Source organism: Roseitalea sp. MMSF_3546, assembly GCF_030732865.1.
Lineage (GTDB): Bacteria > Pseudomonadota > Alphaproteobacteria > Rhizobiales > Rhizobiaceae > Roseitalea.
The window spans coordinates 132472-154133 of sequence record NZ_JASHKB010000009.1; the positions used below are offsets into that span (position 1 = coordinate 132472).

Annotated in this window: 22 protein-coding genes; 10 read left to right on the top strand and 12 right to left on the bottom strand. The window is 67.1% G+C overall.

The window, feature by feature from the left end; all coding sequences use genetic code 11:
• Positions 1-22: 22 nt before the first annotated feature.
• The gene (gene typA / locus RBB34_RS09660) at positions 23-1843 is read left to right on the top strand and encodes a translational GTPase TypA (protein ID WP_306119003.1); all 1821 of its coding nucleotides are present in this window, start codon (positions 23-25) and stop codon (positions 1841-1843) included.
• Positions 1844-1949: 106 nt separating this feature from the next.
• A complete protein-coding gene (locus RBB34_RS09665; RefSeq protein WP_306119004.1) occupies positions 1950-2456 on the top strand; it encodes a GNAT family N-acetyltransferase in 507 nt (168 codons plus the stop codon).
• Positions 2457-2501: 45 nt separating this feature from the next.
• On the opposite strand, the gene RBB34_RS09670 is transcribed toward RBB34_RS09665, so the two are convergent.
• A complete protein-coding gene (locus tag RBB34_RS09670) occupies positions 2502-3134 on the bottom strand; it encodes a hypothetical protein (protein WP_306119005.1) in 633 nt (210 codons plus the stop codon).
• Between the two features lie 147 nt (positions 3135-3281).
• On the opposite strand from RBB34_RS09670, the gene ppa reads away from it, so the two are divergent.
• Positions 3282-3809 carry an inorganic diphosphatase gene (gene ppa, locus RBB34_RS09675; protein WP_306119006.1) on the top strand — a complete coding sequence of 176 codons (528 nt, stop codon included), beginning with the start codon at positions 3282-3284 and terminating at the stop codon, positions 3807-3809.
• Positions 3810-3876: 67 nt separating this feature from the next.
• Here ppa and RBB34_RS09680 read toward each other — a convergent pair whose 3' ends face one another.
• Both RBB34_RS09680 and RBB34_RS09685 read right to left on the bottom strand, forming a co-directional pair.
• Positions 3877-4929: an aldo/keto reductase gene (locus RBB34_RS09680; RefSeq protein WP_306119007.1), complete on the bottom strand. Its 1053-nt coding sequence runs from the start codon at positions 4927-4929 to the stop codon at positions 3877-3879.
• Positions 4930-5114: 185 nt separating this feature from the next.
• A complete protein-coding gene (locus tag RBB34_RS09685) occupies positions 5115-5408 on the bottom strand; it encodes a YggT family protein (RefSeq protein ID WP_306119008.1) in 294 nt (97 codons plus the stop codon).
• 142 nt (positions 5409-5550) lie between these two features.
• On the opposite strand from RBB34_RS09685, the gene RBB34_RS09690 reads away from it, so the two are divergent.
• Positions 5551-6798, top strand: coding sequence for an MFS transporter (locus RBB34_RS09690; protein WP_306119009.1), 1248 nt, complete (start codon positions 5551-5553; stop codon positions 6796-6798).
• Positions 6799-6816: 18 nt separating this feature from the next.
• Here the strand turns inward: RBB34_RS09690 and RBB34_RS09695 are convergent, their stop codons facing one another.
• The 4 genes from RBB34_RS09695 to RBB34_RS09710 all read right to left on the bottom strand — a co-directional run bounded on the left by RBB34_RS09695 (position 6817) and on the right by RBB34_RS09710 (position 8934).
• The gene (locus tag RBB34_RS09695) at positions 6817-7434 is read right to left on the bottom strand and encodes a DsbE family thiol:disulfide interchange protein (protein ID WP_306119010.1); all 618 of its coding nucleotides are present in this window, start codon (positions 7432-7434) and stop codon (positions 6817-6819) included.
• The gene (gene ccmD, locus RBB34_RS09700; RefSeq protein ID WP_306119011.1) at positions 7431-7613 is read right to left on the bottom strand and encodes a heme exporter protein CcmD; all 183 of its coding nucleotides are present in this window, start codon (positions 7611-7613) and stop codon (positions 7431-7433) included. Before ccmD ends, RBB34_RS09695 begins: the two co-directional genes overlap by 4 nt.
• Positions 7613-8401: a heme ABC transporter permease gene (locus RBB34_RS09705; RefSeq protein WP_306119012.1), complete on the bottom strand. Its 789-nt coding sequence runs from the start codon at positions 8399-8401 to the stop codon at positions 7613-7615. Before RBB34_RS09705 ends, ccmD begins: the two co-directional genes overlap by 1 nt.
• A 68-nt stretch (positions 8402-8469) precedes the next feature.
• The gene (locus RBB34_RS09710; RefSeq protein ID WP_306119013.1) at positions 8470-8934 is read right to left on the bottom strand and encodes a hypothetical protein; all 465 of its coding nucleotides are present in this window, start codon (positions 8932-8934) and stop codon (positions 8470-8472) included.
• An 81-nt stretch (positions 8935-9015) separates the two neighbouring features.
• Here RBB34_RS09710 and RBB34_RS09715 point away from each other — a divergent pair, with 81 nt between their 5' ends.
• Together RBB34_RS09715 and RBB34_RS09720 are read left to right on the top strand one after the other, a co-directional pair.
• A complete protein-coding gene (locus tag RBB34_RS09715) occupies positions 9016-9372 on the top strand; it encodes a type II toxin-antitoxin system RelE/ParE family toxin (protein ID WP_306119014.1) in 357 nt (118 codons plus the stop codon).
• 17 nt (positions 9373-9389) lie between these two features.
• Complete coding sequence (locus RBB34_RS09720) at positions 9390-9677, top strand: helix-turn-helix domain-containing protein (protein ID WP_306119015.1); 288 nt, start codon at positions 9390-9392, stop codon at positions 9675-9677.
• 15 nt (positions 9678-9692) lie between these two features.
• On the opposite strand, the gene ccmB is transcribed toward RBB34_RS09720, so the two are convergent.
• Positions 9693-10358, bottom strand: coding sequence for a heme exporter protein CcmB (ccmB, locus tag RBB34_RS09725; RefSeq protein WP_306119016.1), 666 nt, complete (start codon positions 10356-10358; stop codon positions 9693-9695).
• The gene (gene ccmA, locus RBB34_RS09730; RefSeq protein ID WP_306119017.1) at positions 10355-10969 is read right to left on the bottom strand and encodes a heme ABC exporter ATP-binding protein CcmA; all 615 of its coding nucleotides are present in this window, start codon (positions 10967-10969) and stop codon (positions 10355-10357) included. Before ccmA ends, ccmB begins: the two co-directional genes overlap by 4 nt.
• A 224-nt stretch (positions 10970-11193) precedes the next feature.
• On the opposite strand from ccmA, the gene acnA reads away from it, so the two are divergent.
• The gene (acnA, locus tag RBB34_RS09735; RefSeq protein ID WP_306119018.1) at positions 11194-13884 is read left to right on the top strand and encodes an aconitate hydratase AcnA; all 2691 of its coding nucleotides are present in this window, start codon (positions 11194-11196) and stop codon (positions 13882-13884) included.
• 236 nt (positions 13885-14120) lie between these two features.
• A complete protein-coding gene (locus RBB34_RS09740) occupies positions 14121-15128 on the top strand; it encodes a formylglycine-generating enzyme family protein (RefSeq protein ID WP_306119019.1) in 1008 nt (335 codons plus the stop codon).
• 87 nt (positions 15129-15215) lie between these two features.
• Here the strand turns inward: RBB34_RS09740 and RBB34_RS09745 are convergent, their stop codons facing one another.
• The 3 genes from RBB34_RS09745 to RBB34_RS09755 form a co-directional block, all read right to left on the bottom strand.
• Complete coding sequence (locus RBB34_RS09745) at positions 15216-16589, bottom strand: aspartate aminotransferase family protein (protein ID WP_306119020.1); 1374 nt, start codon at positions 16587-16589, stop codon at positions 15216-15218.
• 29 nt (positions 16590-16618) lie between these two features.
• Entirely contained in the window at positions 16619-18115 is a 1497-nt protein-coding gene (locus RBB34_RS09750) for an NAD-dependent succinate-semialdehyde dehydrogenase (RefSeq protein ID WP_306119021.1), read from the bottom strand.
• A gap of 192 nt (positions 18116-18307) precedes the next feature.
• Complete coding sequence (locus RBB34_RS09755; protein WP_306119022.1) at positions 18308-18805, bottom strand: Lrp/AsnC family transcriptional regulator; 498 nt, start codon at positions 18803-18805, stop codon at positions 18308-18310.
• Between the two features lie 64 nt (positions 18806-18869).
• On the opposite strand from RBB34_RS09755, the gene RBB34_RS09760 reads away from it, so the two are divergent.
• Positions 18870-20258, top strand: coding sequence for a PLP-dependent aminotransferase family protein (locus RBB34_RS09760; protein WP_306119023.1), 1389 nt, complete (start codon positions 18870-18872; stop codon positions 20256-20258).
• Positions 20259-20506: 248 nt separating this feature from the next.
• The gene (gene dctP / locus RBB34_RS09765) at positions 20507-21538 is read left to right on the top strand and encodes a TRAP transporter substrate-binding protein DctP (RefSeq protein WP_306119024.1); all 1032 of its coding nucleotides are present in this window, start codon (positions 20507-20509) and stop codon (positions 21536-21538) included.
• Positions 21539-21662 lie beyond the last annotated feature (124 nt).

A 21662-nucleotide genomic window follows, 5' to 3' on the forward strand; every position in this document is an offset into this window, starting at 1 on the left:
CGCTTTTCCTCGAGATTGAATCATGTCCCTCCGCAACATCGCGATCATCGCGCATGTCGACCATGGCAAGACGACCCTGGTCGATGAACTGCTCAAGCAATCGGGCGTTTATCGCGAGAACGAACGCGTGGCCGAACGCGCGCTCGATTCCGGCGACATCGAAAAGGAGCGCGGCATCACCATCCTCGCCAAGGCGACCTCGGTCACCTGGGGCGACACCCGGATCAACATCGTCGACACGCCCGGCCACGCCGATTTCGGCGGCGAGGTCGAGCGCATCCTGAACATGGTGGACGGCGCGGTGCTGCTGGTCGACGCGGCCGAAGGGCCGATGCCGCAGACCAAGTTCGTCGTCGGCAAGGCGCTCAAGGTCGGTCTTCGTCCGATCGTGGCGGTCAACAAGATCGACCGGCCCGACGCCCGGCCCGACGAGGTGGTCAACGAGGTGTTCGATCTGTTCGCCGCGCTCGACGCCGACGAGGACCAGCTCGACTTCCCCATTCTGTTCGGTTCCGGCCGCGACGGCTGGATGGCGGCGGAGCCCGGGCGGCCCGCCGATGCCTCGCTCACCCCGCTTTTCGATCTGATTTGCGATCACGTTCCCGCGCCGACCGTGGGCGACGGCCCGTTCCGGATGATCGGCACGATCCTGGAGGCCGACCCGTTCCTGGGGCGCATCGTCACCGGGCGCATCCATTCGGGCACGGTCAGGCCCAACCACACGATCAAGGTCATCGGCCGCGACGGCGCGCCGATCGAAACCGGCAGGGTATCCAAGATACTCGCCTTTCGGGGCCTCGAACGCCAGCCGATCGGGGAAGGGTCGGCCGGCGACATCGTCGCGGTCGCCGGCCTGTCGAAAGGCACCGTCGCCGACACCTTCTGCGATCCGGCCGTCAGCGAGGCGCTGGAAGCCCAGCCCATCGATCCGCCGACGGTCACCATGAGCTTCATCGTCAACGATTCCCCGCTCGCCGGGACCGAGGGCGACAAGGTCACCAGCCGCGTCATCCGCGACCGGCTGATGCGCGAGGCTGAAGGCAATGTGGCGCTCAGGATCGAGGATTCCGACCAGAAGGACGCCTTTCACGTCTCCGGCCGGGGCGAACTGCAGCTCGCCGTGCTGATCGAGACCATGCGCCGCGAAGGGTTCGAGCTGGCCGTCTCGCGTCCTCGAGTGGTCCTGCAAAAGGGCGAGGACGGTGCGCTGCTCGAACCGGTCGAGGAGGTGGTGATCGATGTCGACGAGGAGCATTCGGGCGCCGTCGTCCAGAAGATGAGCGAGCGCAAGGGCGACATGCTGGAGCTGCGCCCATCGGGCGGCAACCGGGTGCGCCTGGTCTTCCATGCGCCCACGCGCGGGCTGATCGGCTATCAGTCCGAACTGCTGACCGACACGCGCGGTACGGCGATCATGAACCGGCTGTTCCACGGCTATGCGCCGTTCAAGGGGCCGATCGCCGGGCGCACCAACGGTGTCCTGATCGCCAATGAGCCGGGCGAGGCGGTCGCCTATGCGCTGTTCAACCTCGAGGATCGCGGGCCGATGGTGATCGACCCGGGCACCAAGGTCTATCAGGGCATGATCGTGGGCATTCACACGCGCGACAACGACCTTGAAGTCAACGTGCTCAAGGGCAAGAAGCTGACCAATGTGCGCGCCGCCGGCAAGGACGACGCGGTCAAGCTGACGCCGCCGGTGCGCATGACGCTCGAACGCGCCCTGTCCTGGATCCAGGACGACGAACTGGTCGAGGTCACGCCCCGGTCGATCCGGCTGCGCAAGCTCTATCTCGATCCCCATGAGCGCAAGCGTTTCGAAAAGGCACAGAACGTCGCATGAACGGCCAGGCCCCTTCGGCGGGGCTGTCAAGACCATGTGAAAAGGCCGCGGGCGTTGCATGAATGCGCTTGCCCGCCACGGCCCGCTGGCTCACACTGGCCCTGCCATGCGTGCCCTCACCCTCGACATAAGACCGGCCCAGCCGCGCGATGCGATCGAGATCGCCGACGTTCACGCGGCGGCCTGGCAGAACGCCTATGCGGGCATCATCCCCTACAGGGCGCTGCGCGCCATGATCGGCCGGCGCGACCATCGCTGGTGGCAGCGCGCCATCCGCCGCGGCACCTCCATGCTGGTGATCGACCTTGACGGCACGATTGGCGGCTATGTCACGTTCGGGCTCAACCGCGCCCGCGCCCTGCCGCAGGACGGCGAGGTGTACGAGCTCTATCTGCGGCCCGAATATCAGGGCGTCGGCTTCGGCTCGCGCCTGTTCAGGACGGCGGCGAACCGGCTTTCCAGCCATGGCTGCAAGGGCCTGGTCGTGTGGGCGCTCGAGGACAATGCCACCGCGATCGACTTTTATCGCGGACGCGGCGGCCGCCCGGTCGCCGAGGGCGCCGAGGTCTTCGACGGCCAGCGCCTGCGCAAGACCGCCTTCGTCTGGGATTGACGATCGCCGGCGGCGGCGGGCAGGCATTCGGTTCGACCGGCCGGGCTACTGCCCGAAGGCCCGCACCGGCTCGGCGGCTGTCGGGCCGACGGCACCGTGATAAGAAGGCTCGTCCTGCCGGCAGACGAACGAACCGGCGAGATCGTCGCCCACCTGCCGGGCCAGCGCATTGGCGTCGGCGTTGGCGCGCGCGTCGACATAGCCGACAACGCATCCCTTGCCCTCTCCGGGCTGGGCGACCCTGGAGATCACCAGCACCTGGCCGCGAATTGCCGGATCGGGCGCGCCCGTTTCGGGGTTCATGTTGTCGATGAACCATCGCAGGATCGCCGCCCGCGGCACGCCATCGGCAATGCGCCACTCGACCGTCTCACCGATCGCGTTGAACGGGCCGAAGCTCTCCCAGGCGCCTTCGCCATACCAGGCGCCGACATAGCCGTAGAAGACGGACATGCGCAGGTCGCCCTCGGAGACGAGAACACCGTAGCCGGCATGGCCGGGGCACGACCATGTGCCGCCGACCCGATGGGAGGCGATGCCGGCGCAGGCCGCCGAAATCGACACTCTCGTATAGACGCTTTCCATGGCAAGGGCGGGCACCGCCGCGCAAAGGCCGGCGGCAAGGGCGAGCGCGGCAACGCCGGTGCGTGTGGGCTCGGGCAAGGCTGGTCGGGGCATGGGGAGCTCCTGCTGCGTGAAAACGCCATCATGGCCGTGCCGATGCGACCGGACAATGACCCCTTGCATACGCGGTACGCACGAAGGTCGTGTTGCGGCGCAGCGCCATGGCCGCTATCACCGCGCAGTACCAGCCCGGAGACCCCCATGCGCATCGACGCCATTTCAATCGGCGGCAACCCGCCCCACGACGTCAACGTGATCATCGAGGTGCCGTTGGGCGGCCAGCCGATCAAGTACGAGATGGACAAGCAGGCCGGCACGCTGGTCGTCGACCGGTTCCTCTACACGCCCATGTCCTATCCGGGCAATTACGGCTTCGTGCCCCACACCCTGTCCGAGGACGGCGATCCGATCGACGTTCTGGTCTGCAACACCCGTCCGCTGGTGCCCGGCTGCGTGATCAATGTGCGGCCGATCGGCGTGATGCTGATGGAGGACAATTCGGGCCAGGACGAAAAGGTCATCGCCGTGCCCTCGCACAAGCTGACCAAGCGCTATGACAAGGTTCTCGACTATTCGGACCTGCCCGAGATCACGCTGCAGCAGATCGAGCACTTCTTCGAGCACTACAAGGATCTCGAGCCGGGCAAATGGGTCAAGCTCGGTGGCTGGCAGAACAAGGACACCGCCGAAAGGCTGATCGTCGAGTCGATCGAGCGCGCGAAGGCTTAGGCGAGGCGCGTTGCAGCCTTCGGCCGCGCGGCCGGGCCGGGCCGAGCCGCGCCGCGCCGGCCACCGTTCAGGTGCCCAGCGTCTTCCACACCTCAAGGCCCGACCAGTCCTGCACGAACGCGTAGGGATAGGACGGCAGACCCGGCGCGGAAGCCTCGGTCAGCGCCTGCAGATCCGCCGCTTCCAGAACGAGGTCTGCGGCCGCCAGATTGTCGGCAAGCTGCGCGACGGTCCGGGCGCCCAGCAACACCGTGGCCACGCCCGGACGAGCGAGCAGCCAGGCGATCGCGACATGGGCCGGTGGCCGGCCGTAGCGTTCGGCGACCGCGCGCACGACGTCGAGAATCGCGTAGGTGCGTTCGGTATTGCGACGGTCATAGGCTTCCACGCCCCTGTCGGGATCCTCGCCCAGACGCGTCGCGCCGGTCGGACGCGCCTGGGCGCCATATTTTCCGGTCAGCCAGCCCCCGCCCAGTGGCGACCAGGGCGTAAGCGCGATCGCTTCGTCCAGGCAACACGGCAGCACTTCGATCTCCACACCACGCTCGAGAAGATTGTATTGCGGCTGCACGGCCACCGGCAGCGGATAGCCGCCGGCGCGTGCGGCGGAGACGATCTTCTGCAACTGCCAGCCGGTCAGGTTCGACCAGCCGATATTGTGGATCCGCCCGGCGGCGACCAGATCGCCCAGCGTCGCCAGCGTTTCCTCGATCTGGGTGTGCCGGTCCCAGCCATGGATGAAGTACAGATCGACGGCATCGACCTGCAGTCGGTTCAGGCTGGCATCGAGGCACCGCCTGATCGCGCGCCGCGAGCCGCCACGACTTCCCGCCGGCGGCGCGAAACGCGCCTTCGTCGCCACGATCAGATCGTCCATGCCGCCGCGCTGGCGGCTCCAGCGGCCGATGATCGCCTCGGAGGCTCCGGCACCATAGACATCGGCGGTGTCGATCAGCGTGCCGCCCCGTTCAACGAACAGGTCCAGTTGCCCGAACGCCTCGGTCTCGCCCGTCTCGGCGCCGAAGGTCATGGTGCCAAGGGCCAACTGCGAGACCAGTGGGCCGTTGGCACCAAGGGCGCGCGTCGGCAGATGCGCTTGTTTCGTAGCTTCCTGCGGCATGCGAACTCCCGTTGATGCGGCCTGGCCCGAGTCCCGCTCCGACACCGGCATCCCACATGCATCGCGCGCACATGGCAATGTCGGAATGTCAGGACCGATAGCCGGTCAGGCCGCGGGTGCAAACACATCAGGATGAAGGACGCTTTTCGCCGATGAAAAGCGCGGCCGTCCGCCATCCGCCGCGGTCAGATGATCGCCGGGGCAAGCACGTTGACGATGATCTGGCGCAGGAAATAGATGCCCACGAAAAGGATGATCGGCGAGATGTCGATGCCGCCCAGATCGGGCAGGAAGCGCCGGATCGGCCTTAGCACCGGCTCGGTGGCCTTGTAGAAGAACTCGCCCAGCATCGACACGAAACGGTTCGACGTGTTGATGACGTTGAAGGCGTAGAGCCAGGAGAAGATGATCGCGCCGATCACGATGAAGGTGTAGATATCGAGCGCGAACAAGAGGGTGTTGATGAGGGTGAGGCCCACGCTTCGGCTCCTTTTGGCTGGGACCGCCCAGACATAGGCAAGCAGCGCCCGCCGGGCAAGCCGCCGGCGGTCCGCGCCGCGCCGCCGGCCGGCGGAACGAAAAGGCTTTGCCTGCGCGCGAAAACAGCCTAACGCAAGGCCGATGAGCGACGACACCGGACACGCGGGCGTGGCCGACGGACGGTTCGAGGCCTTTGCCTATCCGGCCTATGTGAAATACTGGGCGGCGCGTTTCGCCTCAAACTTTGCCGGCAATGTCGTGGTCGTCGCCGTCGGCTGGCAGATCTACGATTTGACGCGCGATCCGCTCGATCTGGGGATCGCCGGGCTCGTTCAGTTCGTGCCGCTGGTGCTGTTCATGCTGGTGACCGGCTCGGTGGCCGACCGCTTCGGGCGGCGCACGGTGATGGCCTGGTCGGTCGCGGTGGAGATCGCCTGCACGCTGGTGATCCTCGCCCTGACCTGGCGCGGGCTGACCTCGCCGCTGCCGGTCTTCGCCGCGCTGTTCGTCTTCGGCATCGCGCGCGCCTTCTTCGGGCCGGCCTCGCAATCGCTCGTCGTCAACCTGGTGCCCGGCCGCGTCTTCCCCAACGCTGTCGCATGGAACTCTTCGGCCTGGCAGGTCGCCTCCATCGTCGGGCCGGTCGCAGGCGGCCTGCTCTACGGGGTGGGCGCGACCGTCGCCTATGGCGCGGCGGCGGTGGTGTTCGTGGTCGCGCTGCTGCTCGTCATCGCCGTGCCAAAGCCGGCCCAGCGCGCCGACGTGGCCGCGGTGACCTTTTCCTCGCTGTTTGCCGGATTGCGCTACATCCGCGACCAGAAGGTGATCCTGGGCGCCATCTCGCTCGACCTGTTCGCGGTGTTCCTCGGCAGCGCGGTCGCGCTGCTGCCGGTATTCGCGCGCGACGTGCTCGAGGCGGGTCCATGGGCGCTGGGCATGCTGCGCGCAGCGCCGGGCGTCGGCGCGCTGCTGATGGCGGTGTTCCTGGCCACATCGCCCATACGCGACCATGCCGGCCGCATATTGCTCGTGTCGGTCGGCCTGTTCGGCCTGTTCACGGTGGTCTTCGGCGTGTCCACAGTTGCGTGGCTGTCGGTGATCGCGCTCGCCCTGATCGGCGCCTTCGACATGATCAGCGTCTATCTGCGCGAGACGCTGCTGCAGTTGTGGACGCCCGACTGGGTGCGCGGGCGTGTGAACGCGGTCAACATGGTGTTTCTGGGTGCATCCAACGAACTGGGCGATTTCCGCGCCGGCGTCGTCGCCGCGGGAATCGGCGCCATGCCGGCCGTGGTGATCGGCGGCATCAGCGCCATGGCCATCGCCGCCGGCTGGGCGTTCCTGTTCCCGCAATTGCGCGACGTGCGCCGATTGCATCGGCCGATATAGGCGATCCTGACAGCCCGGCTACGAGCCCGGCGAGGCTTCGGCCGCTGCCAGCTTGTCGATTTCGGGCACGATGGTGCGTTCGAGGATATCGGCGCTGATCGGGCCGACATGCTTGTAGGCGATGGTCCGGTCGGGGGCGACGATGAAGGTCTCCGGCACGCCGTAAACGCCCCATTCGATCGCCGCGCGGCCGGTATCGTCGGCGCCGACCGCATCGAACGGATTGCCGAGCTGGCGCAGAAAGCGGATCGCGTTCTCCGGCTTGTCCTTGTAGTTGAGCCCGATGATCTGGATGCGCTCGTCTTCGGCCAGTTGCATCAGATAGGGATGCTCCTGCCGGCACGGCGCGCACCACGAACCCCATACATTGACGATGGAGATGCTGCCCTCGAGCATGGCCGGATCGAGCCCCGGCGAGACGGCGCCGCTGCGGGTCGTCAGCCCCTCGATCGCCGGTAGCGGCGTTTCGGGCGCCTGCCGTCCGATCAGCGCCGAGGGCACGGTCGAGGCCACCCGGTCGGGCAGCAGCAGCATGTAGGCGAACACGCCGGCAAGCGCGAAGAACACGATCACCGCGATCATGATCGGCCAGGAGATGCCGGAGCGGCCGGCGGAGGTGCGCTCGCTCGTGCTCATGGCTCGGCTCCGTCGGTCTCGCCGCCACGCGCCGACCGCCGCGTCAGGCCTGCCCTTTCCAGGCGCTCGATCTCGCGCATCGTCGCCGCCCGGTCGATGAGCAGCCAGACGATCACCAGCGCGAGCACGCCGAAGGCGGCCCCGTAGCTGGCCAGAACGAAAGCGCCATGGCTCCACATCAGCCCTGCTCCAGAACCGCGGTCGCCGGTGCCGAGGCGGCACCGCGCGCGCCGGCCCGACGCAGGGCGGCCGCACGCCGGCGGCGGATCTCGTTGCGCATGGCCAGCATGTGCATGGCGAAAAACAGCACCATGAAACCGGCCGCCGTGACCAGCAGCGGCCACAGCATGGAAGCATGGATGGTCGGCCCGTCGAGCCGGATCACCGAGGCCGGCTGGTGCAGCGTGTTCCACAGATCCACCGAGAACTTGATGATCGGAATGTTCACCGAGCCGACCAGCACGAGGATCGCCACCGGACGCGCCGCCCTGGCCGGGTCCTCCATCGCGCGCTGCAGGGCGACGATGCCCAGATACATCAGCATCAGCACGAAAACCGAGGTCAGCCGCGCGTCCCACACCCACCAAGTGCCCCACATGGGCCGGCCCCACAGCGAGCCGGTGATCAGGCAGATCAGCGTGAAGGCCGCGCCGATCGGCGCGGCGGCGCGCACCGACACGTCGGCCAGCGGGTGCCGCCAGATCAGCACGCCGAGCGCCGACGCGGTCATCACCGCATAGACGAACATGGAAAGCCACGCCGCCGGCACGTGGATATACATGATGCGGACCGTTTCGCCCTGCTGATAGTCCTGCGGTGCGTTGAAGGCCCAGACGAGGCCACCGAGCGTGACGATCGCGGCGATCACCCACAGCCACGGCAGCATGGCCGCCGAAAGGCCCATGAAGCGGGTCGGATTGGCCAGGCGCGAGAAGAACCCCGGCTTGCGGGCGGCGGAAACACTCATGTGCGCGATATAGGCCGTCAATTGTGGCGGGGCAATTGATCCGTGACAAGCGAACGCGCACGAAACCGTTACGCTTTCGGGTCGAAGCCGGCGGCAACCAGTTTCCGCCAGCGGCGCTGGCGATGGCCGTAGAAGATGCGCGCGAAAAGGGCGATGGCGGGTGTCAGCCAGCCGGCCTCGATCGTCACCCGATCGGTGTAGCGCGTGCCCTCGCCCTCGGGCGCCACCTCGATGACGTGATCCCAGGTGCGGATCAGCGCGCCATGGCCATTGTCGCGGATCGACCATGTCTCGCCCTCGGCGGGCCGCATCTCGATGCCGACCATTTGCCAGCCCATCGGCACGATGCCGAACAGGTGCATGGCGACCTTGTAGCGGTCCTGCTTCCAGACCTCGGGCAGGGCCGGCGGATCGATCGGCGTGAATCGGATCAGTGGCCGCGAGACGTGCAGCAGGATCGCCGGGCGCATGATCTGCTCGCGCACCATGGCCGGATCGGCGGGCAGATGGGTCGAAAGCTCGACGGTGGTCATCGCTGATCGGTGCGAGCTGGAGCGGGGCCGGCCGCACTTGTCTGTTGAAATCGGTACGGCAATGCCGTATTTCCTTCAGGAATGCACACGGTTGTCACGACGTCGGTCTTCGAGCGGCAGGCCAAGGCGGCAGGCCTTTCCGAAGAGGAGTTGAGCGGCATCATTGCATACCTTGCCGACAACCCGAAAGCGGGATCGGTGATTCCTGGGACAGGCGGCGCGCGGAAGGTGCGCTTTGCGGGTGGCGGCAAGGGCAAGCGCGGTGGTTACCGCACGATCCACTATTTCGCGGCCGATGACGTACCGATTTTCTTGCTGGCGCTCGTCAAGAAGGGTGACAGAGCCGATATCAGCCAGGCCGAGCGCGACGCGCTTGCCGCGACCTTGCCCAGAATCGCGGAGGCATACCGGACAGGGTCGGGCGCCAGAAGAAGATGATCTGCAAGGAGGCACGGATGAGCAAGTTTGGCCGGGAACTGGTCGAGAGCGCCGAGGAAGCATTGGCCATCGCCAAGGTCGAAAAGGCCCCATCCCGCATGGTGGTCCCCGCCAGGACCGACGTGGCCGCGTTGCGGCGGCGCCTCGGGCTGACGCAGGCCGGCTTTGCCGCCCGCTATGGCCTGAACGTTGCCACCGTCCGTGACTGGGAACAGAACCGCCGGCAACCCGACCAGCCAGCCCGCGTGCTGCTGAAGGTCATCGAAAACGATCCGGAAGCCGTCGAGCGGGCGCTCGCCGAGTAGCACTGCGGGTCCGCGTCAATCCTGCAACCCCTTCAGCGCCACGGCCGCCGCGAACGGGCCGAGCACCGCAAAGAACAGCGTCAGGGCGGCGAGAAACGCAAATGGCTGCACGAAGGGCGCCGGATCCTCCACCGCGCCGTAGCTCGCCATGACGCCGAAGATCAGCACCGGGATCGTGAACGGCAGGATGATCACCGAGACCAGCAGCCCCCCGCGCGGCAGCGCCACCGCCACGGCCGCCCCGGCCGCGCCGATGAAGGTGATCGCCGGCGTGCCGACCAGCAATGTCAGCGCCGTGGCGCCGATCGCGGCGATCTCCATGTTCAGCAACAGGCCGAGCAGCGGCGTGACGATGACGAGCGGCAGCCCCGTCACCAGCCAGTGCGCCACGCACTTGCCGAACACGGTCAGCGCCAGCGGTGTCTCGAACCGGCTCATCACCAGCACGTCGAGCGCGCCGTCCTCATGGTCGATCCGGAACAGCCGCTCGAGGCCCAGAAGCGAGGCGAGCAGCGCACCCACCCACAGGATCGCCGGGCCGATGCGCGACAGCAGGTTGAGGTCCGGACCGAAGGCGAACGGCGTCACCGCCACCACGGCGAGATAGAACAATATGCCGATCAGCGCCCCGCCTCCGGCCCGCACGCCCAGCCGGATGTCGCGGACGATCAGCGCGATCACGCCGGTGCCCGCTCGGCAAAGCGCAGCCGCTTCATGCCCGCAACGGCGATCGACAGATGCGTCGCGGCGATGACGATGCCGCCGCCGGCGACATGATCGCCGACCAGCCCCGCAAACACCGCCTCCGCATTGGCGTCGAGCCCCGATGTCGGCTCGTCGAGCAGCCAGATGGTCCGGCGGTTGAGCAGCAGCCGGGCGATCGCAACGCGCCGCCGCTGCCCCGTTGAAAGGTCCGAGTAGGGCACGTCGATGACATGGTCCAGACCCAGCCGGCCGAGTGCCTCCTCCGGCTCCAGAAGGGGCGCATCGCCGAAGATGCGCCAGAAATCGAGATTCTCGCGCACGGTGAGCGCCGGCTTCATGGCATTGACCGGGCCGAGAAAATGGGCGTGCGCGGCGATGTCGCCGGCCCCGTCCGCGGCGTTGGTCACCCGTGCCCACCCCGCCGCCGGAGGCAGGAACCCCGCCAATACGCGCAGCAGCGTCGACTTGCCGGCGCCATTGGGGCCGGTGACGGCCATCGCCTCGCCCGCGCCAAGGGCGAAGCGGATGCCCTCGAAGATCATGTCGCCGCCGCGCCGCGCGGCCAATCCCTCGACCTCAAGCCGCATGTCATGGTTCCGATTGGTCGGGCTGCATTGACACGAAAATGTTGACGCGCGCAATCGCGGGACCGATTTGACCTTGGTTGGTCTGGAAAGCGCCCTTGAATGGTTCTAAGCAGGCGCCATCCAAAGGCGACCGCACTGCACAATGCGGTTGCCGCAACACATATGCCATGGTGATCGGCGATGGCGCAGCCAGCCGCCGCGCTGGCCAACCGGAGGTAGCGTACATGTCCAGCATCGACAGCTTCAATTGCCGCAGGACGCTCGACGTAGGGGGCAAGGCCTACACCTATTTCAGCCTGGCCGAGGCCGAGAAGAACGGGCTCGACGGCATCTCCCGCCTGCCCTTCTCGATGAAGGTGCTGCTCGAGAACCTTCTGCGCAACGAGGACGGCCGTTCGGTGACCAAGGCCGACATTCAGGCCGTCGCCGCCTGGCTCGACGACCGGGGGACCGCCGGCTACGAGATCGCCTATCGGCCGGCGCGCGTGCTCATGCAGGACTTCACCGGCGTGCCGGCGGTGGTGGATCTTGCCGCGATGCGCGATGCGATGGTCAATCTGGGCGGCGATCCCGAGAAGATCAATCCGCTGGTGCCGGTCGACCTGGTCATCGACCATTCGGTGATCGTCGACGAGTTCGGCACGCCCATGGCCTTCGAGCGCAATGTCGAGCTCGAATACGAGCGCAATGCCGAGCGCTACCGCTTCCTCAAATGGGGCCAGAGCGCCTTCGACAATTTCCGCGTCGTGCCGCCGGGCACCGGTATCTGCCACCAGGTCAACCTTGAATATCTGGGCCAGTGCGTGTGGACGAAGGATGCCGACGGCGAGACCGTCGCCTATCCGGACACGTGCGTCGGCACCGATTCGCACACCACCATGATCAACGGCCTTGGCGTTCTCGGCTGGGGCGTCGGCGGCATCGAGGCCGAGGCCGCCATGCTCGGCCAGCCGATCTCCATGCTGCTGCCCGAAGTCATCGGCTTCAAGCTGACCGGCGCGCTCAAGGAAGGCGTCACCGCCACCGATCTGGTGCTGACGGTCACGCAGATGCTGCGCCAGAAGGGCGTGGTCGGCAAGTTCGTCGAGTTCTTTGGCGACGGGCTCGATTCCATGACGCTGGCCGACGCCGCCACCATCGGCAATATGAGCCCGGAATATGGCGCCACCTGCGGCTTTTTCCCGGTGGACTCCGAGACGCTGAACTATCTGCAGATGACCGGCCGCGACGCCGACCGGATCGCGCTCGTCGAGGCCTATTGCAAGGACCAGGGCATGTTCCGTGTCACCGGCACCGAGCATCCGGTCTTCACCGATACGCTGGAGCTCGACCTCGGCGAGGTCGTGCCCTCGATGGCCGGGCCCAAGCGCCCCGAGGGCCGCGTCGCGCTCAACCAGATCGGCGAGAAGTTCGCCGAGGCCTTCACGAGCGAATACAAGAAGGATGCCGGCCAGATCGATGCCCGCTATCCGGTCGCGGGCGAGGACTACGATCTGGGCCATGGCGACGTGGCGATCGCGGCGATCACCTCGTGCACCAACACCTCCAACCCGTCCGTGCTGATCGGCGCCGGCCTGCTGGCGCGCAACGCCAATCGCCTGGGCATCAAGCAGAAGCCATGGGTGAAGACCTCGCTGGCGCCGGGTTCGCAGGTTGTCGCCGAATATCTCGACAATTCCGGCCTGCAGAAGGAGCTCGACCGGATCGGCTTCAACCTTGTCGGCTTCGGCTGCACCACCTGCATCGGCAATTCCGGCCCGCTGCCCGAGCCGATCTCCAAGACCATCAACGACAAGGGCCTGATCGCGGCGGGCGTCTTGTCCGGCAACCGCAATTTCGAGGGCCGCATCTCGCCCGACGTGCAGGCGAACTATCTCGCCTCGCCGCCGCTGGTGGTCGCCTACGCGCTGGCCGGCACGGTCAAGATCGATCTCGAGAGCGAGCCGATCGGCCAGGACAAGGACGGCAACGACGTCTACCTCAAGGACATCTGGCCCTCGCCGCAGGAGATCCAGGAATTCATCGGCAAATATGTCACGCGCGACCTGTTCGCGACCAAATATGCCGACGTCTTCAAGGGCGACGACCGCTGGCGCGCCGTCGAGGTGCCCGAGGGCAAGACCTATGCCTGGGACGACAATTCCACCTACGTGCAGAACCCGCCCTATTTCACCGGCATGGACGCAACGCCCAAGCCCATCGAGGACATCGAAGGCGCGCGCATTCTGGGCCTGTTCGGCGACAAGATCACCACCGACCACATCTCGCCGGCCGGCTCGATCAAGGCGCAGTCCCCGGCCGGCTCCTACCTGATGGATCACGGCGTCGGCGTTGCCGACTTCAACCAGTACGGCACGCGGCGCGGCAATCACGAGGTGATGATGCGCGGCACCTTCGCCAATATCCGCATCCGCAACCACATGCTCGGCGAGAACGGCCGCGAGGGCGGCTACACCATCCACTATCCGTCCAAGGAGGAAATGCCGATCTACGATGCGGCGATGAGATACAGGCAAGAGGGCGTGCCGCTGGTCGTCTTCGCCGGCGGCGAATATGGCAACGGGTCCTCGCGCGACTGGGCGGCCAAGGGCACCAACCTGCTCGGCGTCAAGGCGGTGATCGCGCAATCGTTCGAGCGCATCCACCGGTCGAACCTGGTCGGCATGGGCGTGGTGCCGTTTGTCTTTGACGCGGGCGTGTCATGGGCCTCGCTCGGCCTGAAGGGCGATGAGACCGTCACGATCGAGGGCCTCGCCGACGTCAAGCCGCGCCAGAAAGTCATCGCCAAGGTCAGCTATGCCGACGGGACGACCAAGGACGTGCCGCTGATCTGCCGCATCGATACGGCGGACGAACTCGACTACGTCAACAATGGCGGGATCCTGCACTACGTGCTGCGCGATCTGGCGGCCTGAGGGCGCGCCGGGCACCAGCATCACGTCGTTGCCGGCCACCGCCATCGGCCGGGCGCCGCCTTCCGTCGACGGCAAGGACGGGCTGAAGGCGCTGGAACTGGCCGCGGCGGCGAACGATTCGCTCCGCACCGGAGAGCCGGTCAGGCTCGCGCCGTCCTGCGCATCCGCGCGGCCGGGCTTGCCCCATCGCCGCCGATCGCATTTCATGGCCGCAAGGGCCGCAACGGAGCGCAGCGATGGACCGCAAGACCGACCCCACCGCGACGGTCGATCCCGAACACGGTTCGGACGGCGCCTGCTGCCGGCCGACCGTCAGGGGCGAGGACGACGGCAAGGCGGACACGGCGGCATCGGCGGCGCGCGCGGCCCGCGACGACGCCCCGCCCGTTGCTCGCGCGCCAATACGTGTCGAGTTTCCCGGCGGGCCGAGCTTTGTGGGCACGGATACGCCAGTTATCCCCGTCGACGGCGAGGGGCCGCCACGCAGGATCACGCTCAAGCCCTTTGCCCTTGAGGCCGAGTGCGTCACCAATGCGCGCTTTGCCCGCTTCGTCGCCGAGACAGGCTATGTCAGCGAAGCCGAGGAGTTCGGCTGGTCGGCGGTCTTTCGCGGGCTCGTCGACGATCAGCGCGCGGCGACCATGCAGTACAATCCGGCCATTCCCTGGTGGCTGAACGCCCCCCATGCCATGTGGCGCACGCCCGAAGGCGCCGGCAGCGATCTCGACGGGCGCTGGGACCATCCGGTGGTGCAGGTCTCCTGGCGCGATGCCAATGCCTTTGCCAGATGGGCCGGCGGCCGGCTGCCGACCGAGGCCGAATGGGAGCACGCCGCGCGTGGCACGCTCGCCAATCCGCGCTATGTGTGGGGCGATGCCGACCCCGACGACACGACGGTCTATTGCAACATCTGGCAGGGCAGTTTTCCGCGCACCAACACGCTCGCCGACGGCTTTTACGCCACCAGTCCGACCCGCGCCTTTCCGCCCAACAGCGTCGGCCTTTACGACATGGCCGGCAATGTGTGGGAGTGGTCGGCCGACGCCTTCCGCATCCGCTCGGTCTCGCGCGCGGCCAGGGCGCGCAATGCCGACGCGCGAAAGACCGACCAGAAGGTGCTCAAGGGCGGCTCGTTCCTGTGCCATGCGAGCTATTGCTACCGCTACCGCATTGCCGCGCGCCTTGGCCTGCCCGCCGATTCGGCCGGCAGCAACACCGGCTTCCGCCTCGCCTACGATCTGTAAGCCGCCCGCGCCTGGCGCGGACCAAATCGCCGGCCGGCACGCCCGGCCGACGATCCAGCCTCCTCACCCGACGCTCCGGCGCCGCGTTCAGGCGCCCAGAACCTCCTCGATCGCCGCCTTGGCCGTACCGACGATCGTATCGGCCTCGGCGCGGGTCAGGCACAGCGGCGGCGCAAAGCCGATGATGTCGCCCTGCGGCATGGCGCGGGCGATCACCCCGCGTTTGGCCATTGCCCCGGCGACCGCCGCGCCGACTTTCCTTGCCGGATCGAAAAAGGCGCGCCCATCCCTGTCCTCGACCAGTTCGACCGCGCACAACAGGCCCTCGCCGCGCACATCGCCGACATGGGCGTGGCCGGCGACCGCCTCGGCCATGGCCGCATTGAAATACGCACCCACATCGCGCGCATTGTCCACGAGCCCCAGTTCGTCGATCAGTTCGAGATTGGCCACGCCCGCCGCCGCGCCGATCGGATGCGCCGAATAGGTCCAGCCATGGCCGATCGGGCCGGTCTCGTCGGTGCCCTGTTCGAGCACCTTCCAGATCCGCTCGGAGACGATCGAGCCCGACAGCGGCGCATAGGCCGATGTCAGCCCCTTGGCGATGGTGATGATGTCCGGCTTCATGCCGTAATGGTCCGACCCGAACATCGAGCCCAGCCGGCCGAAGCCGGTGACCACCTCGTCGGCGATCAGCGCGATGTCGTGCCGTTCGAGCACCGGCTGGATCGCCGCCCAGTAGCCGGCCGGCGGCGGCACGATGCCGCCCGTGCCGAGAATCGGTTCGCCGATGAAGGCGGCAATGGTCTCGGGACCCTCGCGCTCGATCAGCGCCTCGAGTTCGGCGACGCAGTGGCCGACGAAATCGGCCTCGCTCATGTCGCGGTCCTCGCGCCGGAAATAATAGGGCGCGGTGGTGTGCACGATCCGCTCGAGCGGCAGGTCGAACTTGTCGTGGAAGATCTTCAGTCCGGTCATCGAACCGGTCACCAGCCCCGAGCCGTGATAGCCGCGCCAGCGCGAGATGATCTTCTTCTTTTCGGGCCGGCCGCCGATGTTGTTGACGTACCAGATCAGCTTGACGTTGGTCTCGTTGGCGTCCGAGCCGCCCAGGCCGAAATAGACCTTGGACATGTGATCGGGCGCCCGGTCCAGCACCATCTTGGCGAGGGTGATCGAGGCCTCGGTGCCATGACCGACATAGGCGTGATAATAGGCGAGCTTACGCGCCTGCTCGGCGATCGCCTCGGCGATCTCGGTACGGCCATAGCCGACATTGACGCAGTACAGCCCGGCGAACGCGTCCAGCAGACGGGCGCCGTCGCGATCCTCGATATAGACCCCTTCACCGCCGGTGACGATGCGGTTGGGGCTTTCGCCGCGCGCATGCTGGGCGAGGTGGGTGGAGGGGTGGAAGAAATTCTCGCGGTCCCACTGGTCGAGCTGGTCGTTGCGGAGCATGGCGTGTGCCTTTCTGGTTCGTGTTGGCGTCATGCCCAGTCGCGGCAGACATATTTGACTTCGGTGAACGCCTCCAGCCCGAGCCGGGAGCCTTCGCGTTCAAGACCTGACTGCTTCATGCCGCCAAACGGGATCGGCGCGCCGGTGACCTTGGTGCGGTTGACGGCGACCATGCCGAATTCGAGCGCCCGGCTGAGCCGGTAGATGCGGCGCGGATCCTGCGTGTGCAGATAGGCGATCAGGCCGTACTCGGTGGCATTGGCGCGGTCGAGCGCCTCGGCCTCGGTGTCGAACGGTGCGATGGCGGCGACCGGACCGAAGGTCTCCTCGCCCATGATCTGCGCGTCGGCGGGCACGTCGGCGAGCACGGTCGGCGCAAAGAACAGGGGGCCGGCCGGGTGAAGTTCGCCGCCGGCGAGCACGCGCGCGCCCCTGGCAACGGCATCGGCGACGTGCGCCTGCTGCTTCCGGACGGCCGCCTCGTTCATCAACGGGCCGATATCGGGATCGTCCATTCCCGGCCCGACCGTCAGCGCCGCCGTGCGCTCGGCGAAGCGCCGGCAGAATTCGTCGTAAACGCCGCGCTCGACGAAGAACCGGTTCGCCCCAAGGCAGTCCTGGCCGGAGGTGGCGAACTTGGCCTTGACCGCCTCGTCGACGGCACGGTCGAGATCGGCATCGGCGAACATCAGGAACGGTGCATGACCGCCAAGCTCCAGGACGAGCCGCTTGACCGTCTCGGCGCCCTGCCGGTAGAGCAGCTTGCCGATCCCGGTCGAACCGGTGAAGGAGACCGCGCGCACCCGTGCGTCGTCCATCCACGGGCCGACCACTTCGGCGGCCTTGCCGGTGACGACGTTGAACACGCCCGCCGGCAGGCCGGCGCGCTCGGCCAGTTCGGCCAGCGCCAGCGCCGACAGCGGGGTTTCGGCGGAGGGGTGGGCGATCACGGTACAGCCGGCCGCGAGCGCGGCGGCGGCCTTGCGGGTCAGCATGGCCGAGGGGAAGTTCCACGGCGTGATCAGCGCGGCCACGCCCACCGGCTCGCGCCAGACCTCGACCTCGGCGTCGGGCAGATGCGAGGTCACGCTCTCGATATTGGGCCGTTTGGCCTCCTCGGCGTAGAACTCGATGAACGAGGCGGCATAGTCGATCTCGCCGCGCGCCTCGGAAATCGGCTTGCCCTGTTCGAGCGTCATGATCCGCGCCAGGTCCTCGGCATGGGCGACGATCCGCTCGTACCAGGCGCGCAGGATGCGCGAGCGCGCCTGCGGCAACAGTCCCGACCATCCGGCGAAGGCCGCCTGCGCCGCATCGACCGCCGCGCGGCTGTCGGCGCCGTCGAGCGCGGCGACCTCGGCCAGTTCGCTCCCGGTCGCCGGATCGGTAACGGCGAAGGTCCGCGCCGCCCCGCCCGAAATCCAGCGCCCGCCGACATAGGCGAAGCTGCGCAGCAGGGACGGATCGGCCAGCCCCACCGCATGCAGGAAGTCGTCGGTTGCAATGGACGGCATCGCCTGGGCCATGGCTTTTCTCCCTCGAACGGATTTGCCCGCAGGCTAGGGTCCGTTGCGTATCAGCACGCGAGGCCGCGTTTCGGCCCAACCCGAAGGGCCGCGTGGTGATTGTGAAAAGACCCTAGCCCGATTGGGTCAGAAGGATCGTCCGAAGCAGCCGCCCGGCGCAGGCGATCGCACTGTTTTGCCCGGCCGGCGCAGTCAGTCTTTCGCCATCTCGCCCAAAAGCGTGGCGAAGGGCGGCGGCGCGCCGGTCTTCACCGGCTTGGTGACGATGTATGTGAAATAGCGCGCCAGCCCGATACCCTCGCCGAGCAGCGCGTCGATCAGACGCTGATAGCTGTCTATGTCGGCGGCGATTACGTGCAGCAGATAGTCGAAGCCGCCGCCGAGCGCCCAGCATCCGACGATCTCCTCGTGCCGGTCGATCGCCCGCTCGAACGTCTGGAACGCTTCGGCCCGGTGGTTGTCCAGTTCGGCGAGCACGAACACGGCGACATGGGGCGCCAGCTTCTTGAGTGCGATATCGGCATGGTAGCCGGTGATCAGCCCGGCCTTTTCGAGCCGTTTGAGCCGCTCCCAGCACGGCGTGGCGCTCAGCGCCACGCGCTCGGCGAGCGCCGTCTTGGAAATGCGGCCCTCGCGCGACAGGATCGACAGGATCTTCACGTCGCGGCCGTCGAGCTTGATCGCGGACATGACAATGCTTGTGCGGCGGCGCCGGGAGCTTGTCAATTGTCATGATCGATGCGCATACTCGACCATGACAATCTGGCCCCCCAGACGCGGCCTCTTGCGACGGCCGGCCTATCGCTCGCTCGCCGAGACGGTGACGCGCGCGGTCGAGGCGGGCGAGCTGAAGACCGGCGACCGCATGCCCACCCATCGCGACCTTGCCTACGATCTGGGCGTGAGCGTGCAAACGGTCAGCCGCGCCTATGACGAGCTGATCCGCGCCGGCGTCCTGGTCGGCGAGGTCGGCCGCGGCACCTATGTGCGCGCGACCGCGAGCGAGCCGCGCACGCCCTACCTGCCCGAACGCCAATATGGCTCGATCATCGATCTGTCGCTGCTCAAGCCGGTCTTTGCGCCGCTGCACGAGGCGGCCATGCGCCAGTCCCTCGAGCGGCTGTCCCAGGACCTGCCGATGACGACGATCGCCTCGTTCCGCCCCAGCGCGGCGCTGCGCAAATACAATGACGCGGCGGTCGAATGGCTCGCCCTGTGCGGGCTCACCGTCGCGCCGCCAAGCCTGCTTCTGACCAACGGCAACACCGCGGCCATGACCACCGCGCTGATGACCGCGGCCAATCCGGGCGATCTGATCGTCGCCGAGGAACTCGGCCACCACACGCTCAGGCCGCTGACCAGCTATCTGGGCATGCGCCTGCGCGGCCTGCCGATCGACGCCGAAGGCATCGAGCCCGAGGGTTTCGAGCGCGCCTGCCTGCGCGAGCCGGTCAAGGCGATTCACCTGATGCCGACGGGCCTTGCGCCCAAGCCCGCCACCATGGGCACGCAGCGCCGCCAGGCGATCATCGACATCGCGCGCCGTCATGACGTTCTGATCATCGAAAACGATGCCTGGGGGCCGATCCATCCCGACCGGCCGCCGCCGATCGCCGCGCTGGCGCCCGAACGCACCTTCTATTTCACCTCGCTGACCAAGTGCATCATGCCGGGCCTGCGCGTCGGCTTTCTGGTCGTGCCCGAGACCCACGAATCCTCGGCCGCCAACCGGCACCTGGTCACCAACTGGATGGCGACGCCGCTGATGGCCGAGATCGCCATGCGCTGGATCGCCGACGGCACCGCCGAGCGCCTGCTGACATGGCAGAAATCGGCGCTCGCCGAGCGCAACGCGGCGACCGCGCGGATCCTTGGCGGGCTCGACCTTCTGTCCAGTCCCAACGGCATGCATGTCTGGCTGCCGCTGCCCGACGCCTGGCCCGAGGAGGACTTCTTCGCTCACGCCCGCCTGCATGGCGTCGCCGTCGCGCCCGGCTCGTCCTTCTGCCTTGCCGATCCCAAGCGTCACGCCGGGGTGCGGCTGTGCCTTGGCGGGGAATCGGGCGAGCGGCTGGAGCTTGGCCTCCAGATCGTCCGGCGGCTGATCCGCAGCCGCCCCGAGCCGGCGTTGCTCGCAATCTGAGCCGGCGCCGCGGCCGATGGCGGCGCGTCGCCCGGGCCGGTCGCTCGCCGGTTCATGCACGCTTCGTTCCGCGATCGGACTAAATTGTCATGATTTTATTATTGTTATTGACATGATTTTTTCTCTGCCTCACCGTAGTAAACCAGAACAATCCGGTCTTTTCCGGCCATTGGCAGGACATGGCCGGTCAGGACGCGCCCAGCATTGCGCGTCGTCAGTTTCCGGTTTTTCAAAGGGAGAGCAGTCACATGACAAAATCCATGCGTTCACTACTGGGGACCGTGGCCGCCGCCGCGATCGTCGTGACGGCCACGGGCGCCGCGCAGGCCGAAACATGGCGCTACGCCTTCGAGGAGGCGCTCGACGAGGTGCAGGGCATCTTCGCGCAGAAGTTCAAGGAAGAGGTGGAAGCCAATTCCGACCACACCGTTCAGCTCTTCCCCTTCGGCACGCTGGGCGAGAGCGCCGACATCATGGAGCAGGCGCAGGCCGGCATCCTGCAATTCGTCAACCAGTCGCCCGGCTTCACCGGCGCGCTGATTCCCGAGGCGCAGGTCTTCTTCGTGCCCTATCTGCTGCCGCAGGACCAGGACGCGCTGTTCGAATTCTTCCGCTCGTCGGTGGCGATCAACGAGATGTTCCCCGAACTCTATGCCGAGCAGGGCCTGGAACTGCTGACCATGTATCCCGAGGGCGAGGTCTGCATGACCACCCAGGAGCCGGTGCGCAGCCCCGAGGATCTTGACGAGGTCAAGTTCCGCGTCATGACCAACCCGCTGCTGGTGGAAAGCTACCGCGCCTTCGGCGCCACGCCGACGCCGCTGCCCTGGGGCGAGGTCTATGGCGCGCTGCAGACCGGCATCATCCAGGGCCAGGAAAATCCCGGCTTCTTCCTGGAATCGACCAAGATGTACGAGGTGACCGACGTCATCACCTGCATCGGCCACAACAATTTCACCACCGCGCTGATGGCCAACAAGGACTTCTATGACGGCCTTGGCGAGGAAGACCAGCAGGTGATCCAGGACGCGGTCGACGTGGCGTTCGAATACATCCTCGAATACCAGCGCGACCTTCAGGAAGAGTCGCTGGCCAAGATCAAGGAAGCCAAGCCGGACATGCAGATCAACATCCTGTCCGAGGAAGAGCGCAAGCCCTTCATGGAGACCGCGCCCGCGGTCGAGGCGGCCTTCATCGAGATGACCGGTGACAGCGGCGAGGAGATCCTCAACCAGATGAAGACCGATCTCGAGGCGGCCGCCGAAGCCACCGGCGGCTGACCGTCAGTTCGGCAATGTCGGGCCCGTCACCGATCAGCGGCGGGCCCGTCCGGACGCGGGCGGGCGCGCACGCGTCATGAGGAGGCCGCTTTTGTGACAGAACAACCGTTGACCAGCGAGCCCG

Coding starts and splice junctions, on each gene's coding strand:
- typA (WP_306119003.1), top strand. CDS start 23: ATGTCCCTCCGCAACATCGCGATCATCGCGCATGTCGACCATGGCAAG.
- RBB34_RS09665 (WP_306119004.1), top strand. CDS start 1,950: ATGCGTGCCCTCACCCTCGACATAAGACCGGCCCAGCCGCGCGATGCG.
- RBB34_RS09670 (WP_306119005.1), bottom strand. CDS start 3,134: ATGCCCCGACCAGCCTTGCCCGAGCCCACACGCACCGGCGTTGCCGCG.
- ppa (WP_306119006.1), top strand. CDS start 3,282: ATGCGCATCGACGCCATTTCAATCGGCGGCAACCCGCCCCACGACGTC.
- RBB34_RS09680 (WP_306119007.1), bottom strand. CDS start 4,929: ATGCCGCAGGAAGCTACGAAACAAGCGCATCTGCCGACGCGCGCCCTT.
- RBB34_RS09690 (WP_306119009.1), top strand. CDS start 5,551: ATGAGCGACGACACCGGACACGCGGGCGTGGCCGACGGACGGTTCGAG.
- RBB34_RS09695 (WP_306119010.1), bottom strand. CDS start 7,434: ATGAGCACGAGCGAGCGCACCTCCGCCGGCCGCTCCGGCATCTCCTGG.
- ccmD (WP_306119011.1), bottom strand. CDS start 7,613: ATGTGGAGCCATGGCGCTTTCGTTCTGGCCAGCTACGGGGCCGCCTTC.
- RBB34_RS09705 (WP_306119012.1), bottom strand. CDS start 8,401: ATGAGTGTTTCCGCCGCCCGCAAGCCGGGGTTCTTCTCGCGCCTGGCC.
- RBB34_RS09710 (WP_306119013.1), bottom strand. CDS start 8,934: ATGACCACCGTCGAGCTTTCGACCCATCTGCCCGCCGATCCGGCCATG.
- RBB34_RS09715 (WP_306119014.1), top strand. CDS start 9,016: ATGCACACGGTTGTCACGACGTCGGTCTTCGAGCGGCAGGCCAAGGCG.
- RBB34_RS09720 (WP_306119015.1), top strand. CDS start 9,390: ATGAGCAAGTTTGGCCGGGAACTGGTCGAGAGCGCCGAGGAAGCATTG.
- ccmA (WP_306119017.1), bottom strand. CDS start 10,969: ATGCGGCTTGAGGTCGAGGGATTGGCCGCGCGGCGCGGCGGCGACATG.
- acnA (WP_306119018.1), top strand. CDS start 11,194: ATGTCCAGCATCGACAGCTTCAATTGCCGCAGGACGCTCGACGTAGGG.
- RBB34_RS09740 (WP_306119019.1), top strand. CDS start 14,121: ATGGACCGCAAGACCGACCCCACCGCGACGGTCGATCCCGAACACGGT.
- RBB34_RS09745 (WP_306119020.1), bottom strand. CDS start 16,589: ATGCTCCGCAACGACCAGCTCGACCAGTGGGACCGCGAGAATTTCTTC.
- RBB34_RS09750 (WP_306119021.1), bottom strand. CDS start 18,115: ATGGCCCAGGCGATGCCGTCCATTGCAACCGACGACTTCCTGCATGCG.
- RBB34_RS09755 (WP_306119022.1), bottom strand. CDS start 18,805: ATGTCCGCGATCAAGCTCGACGGCCGCGACGTGAAGATCCTGTCGATC.
- RBB34_RS09760 (WP_306119023.1), top strand. CDS start 18,870: ATGACAATCTGGCCCCCCAGACGCGGCCTCTTGCGACGGCCGGCCTAT.
- dctP (WP_306119024.1), top strand. CDS start 20,507: ATGACAAAATCCATGCGTTCACTACTGGGGACCGTGGCCGCCGCCGCG.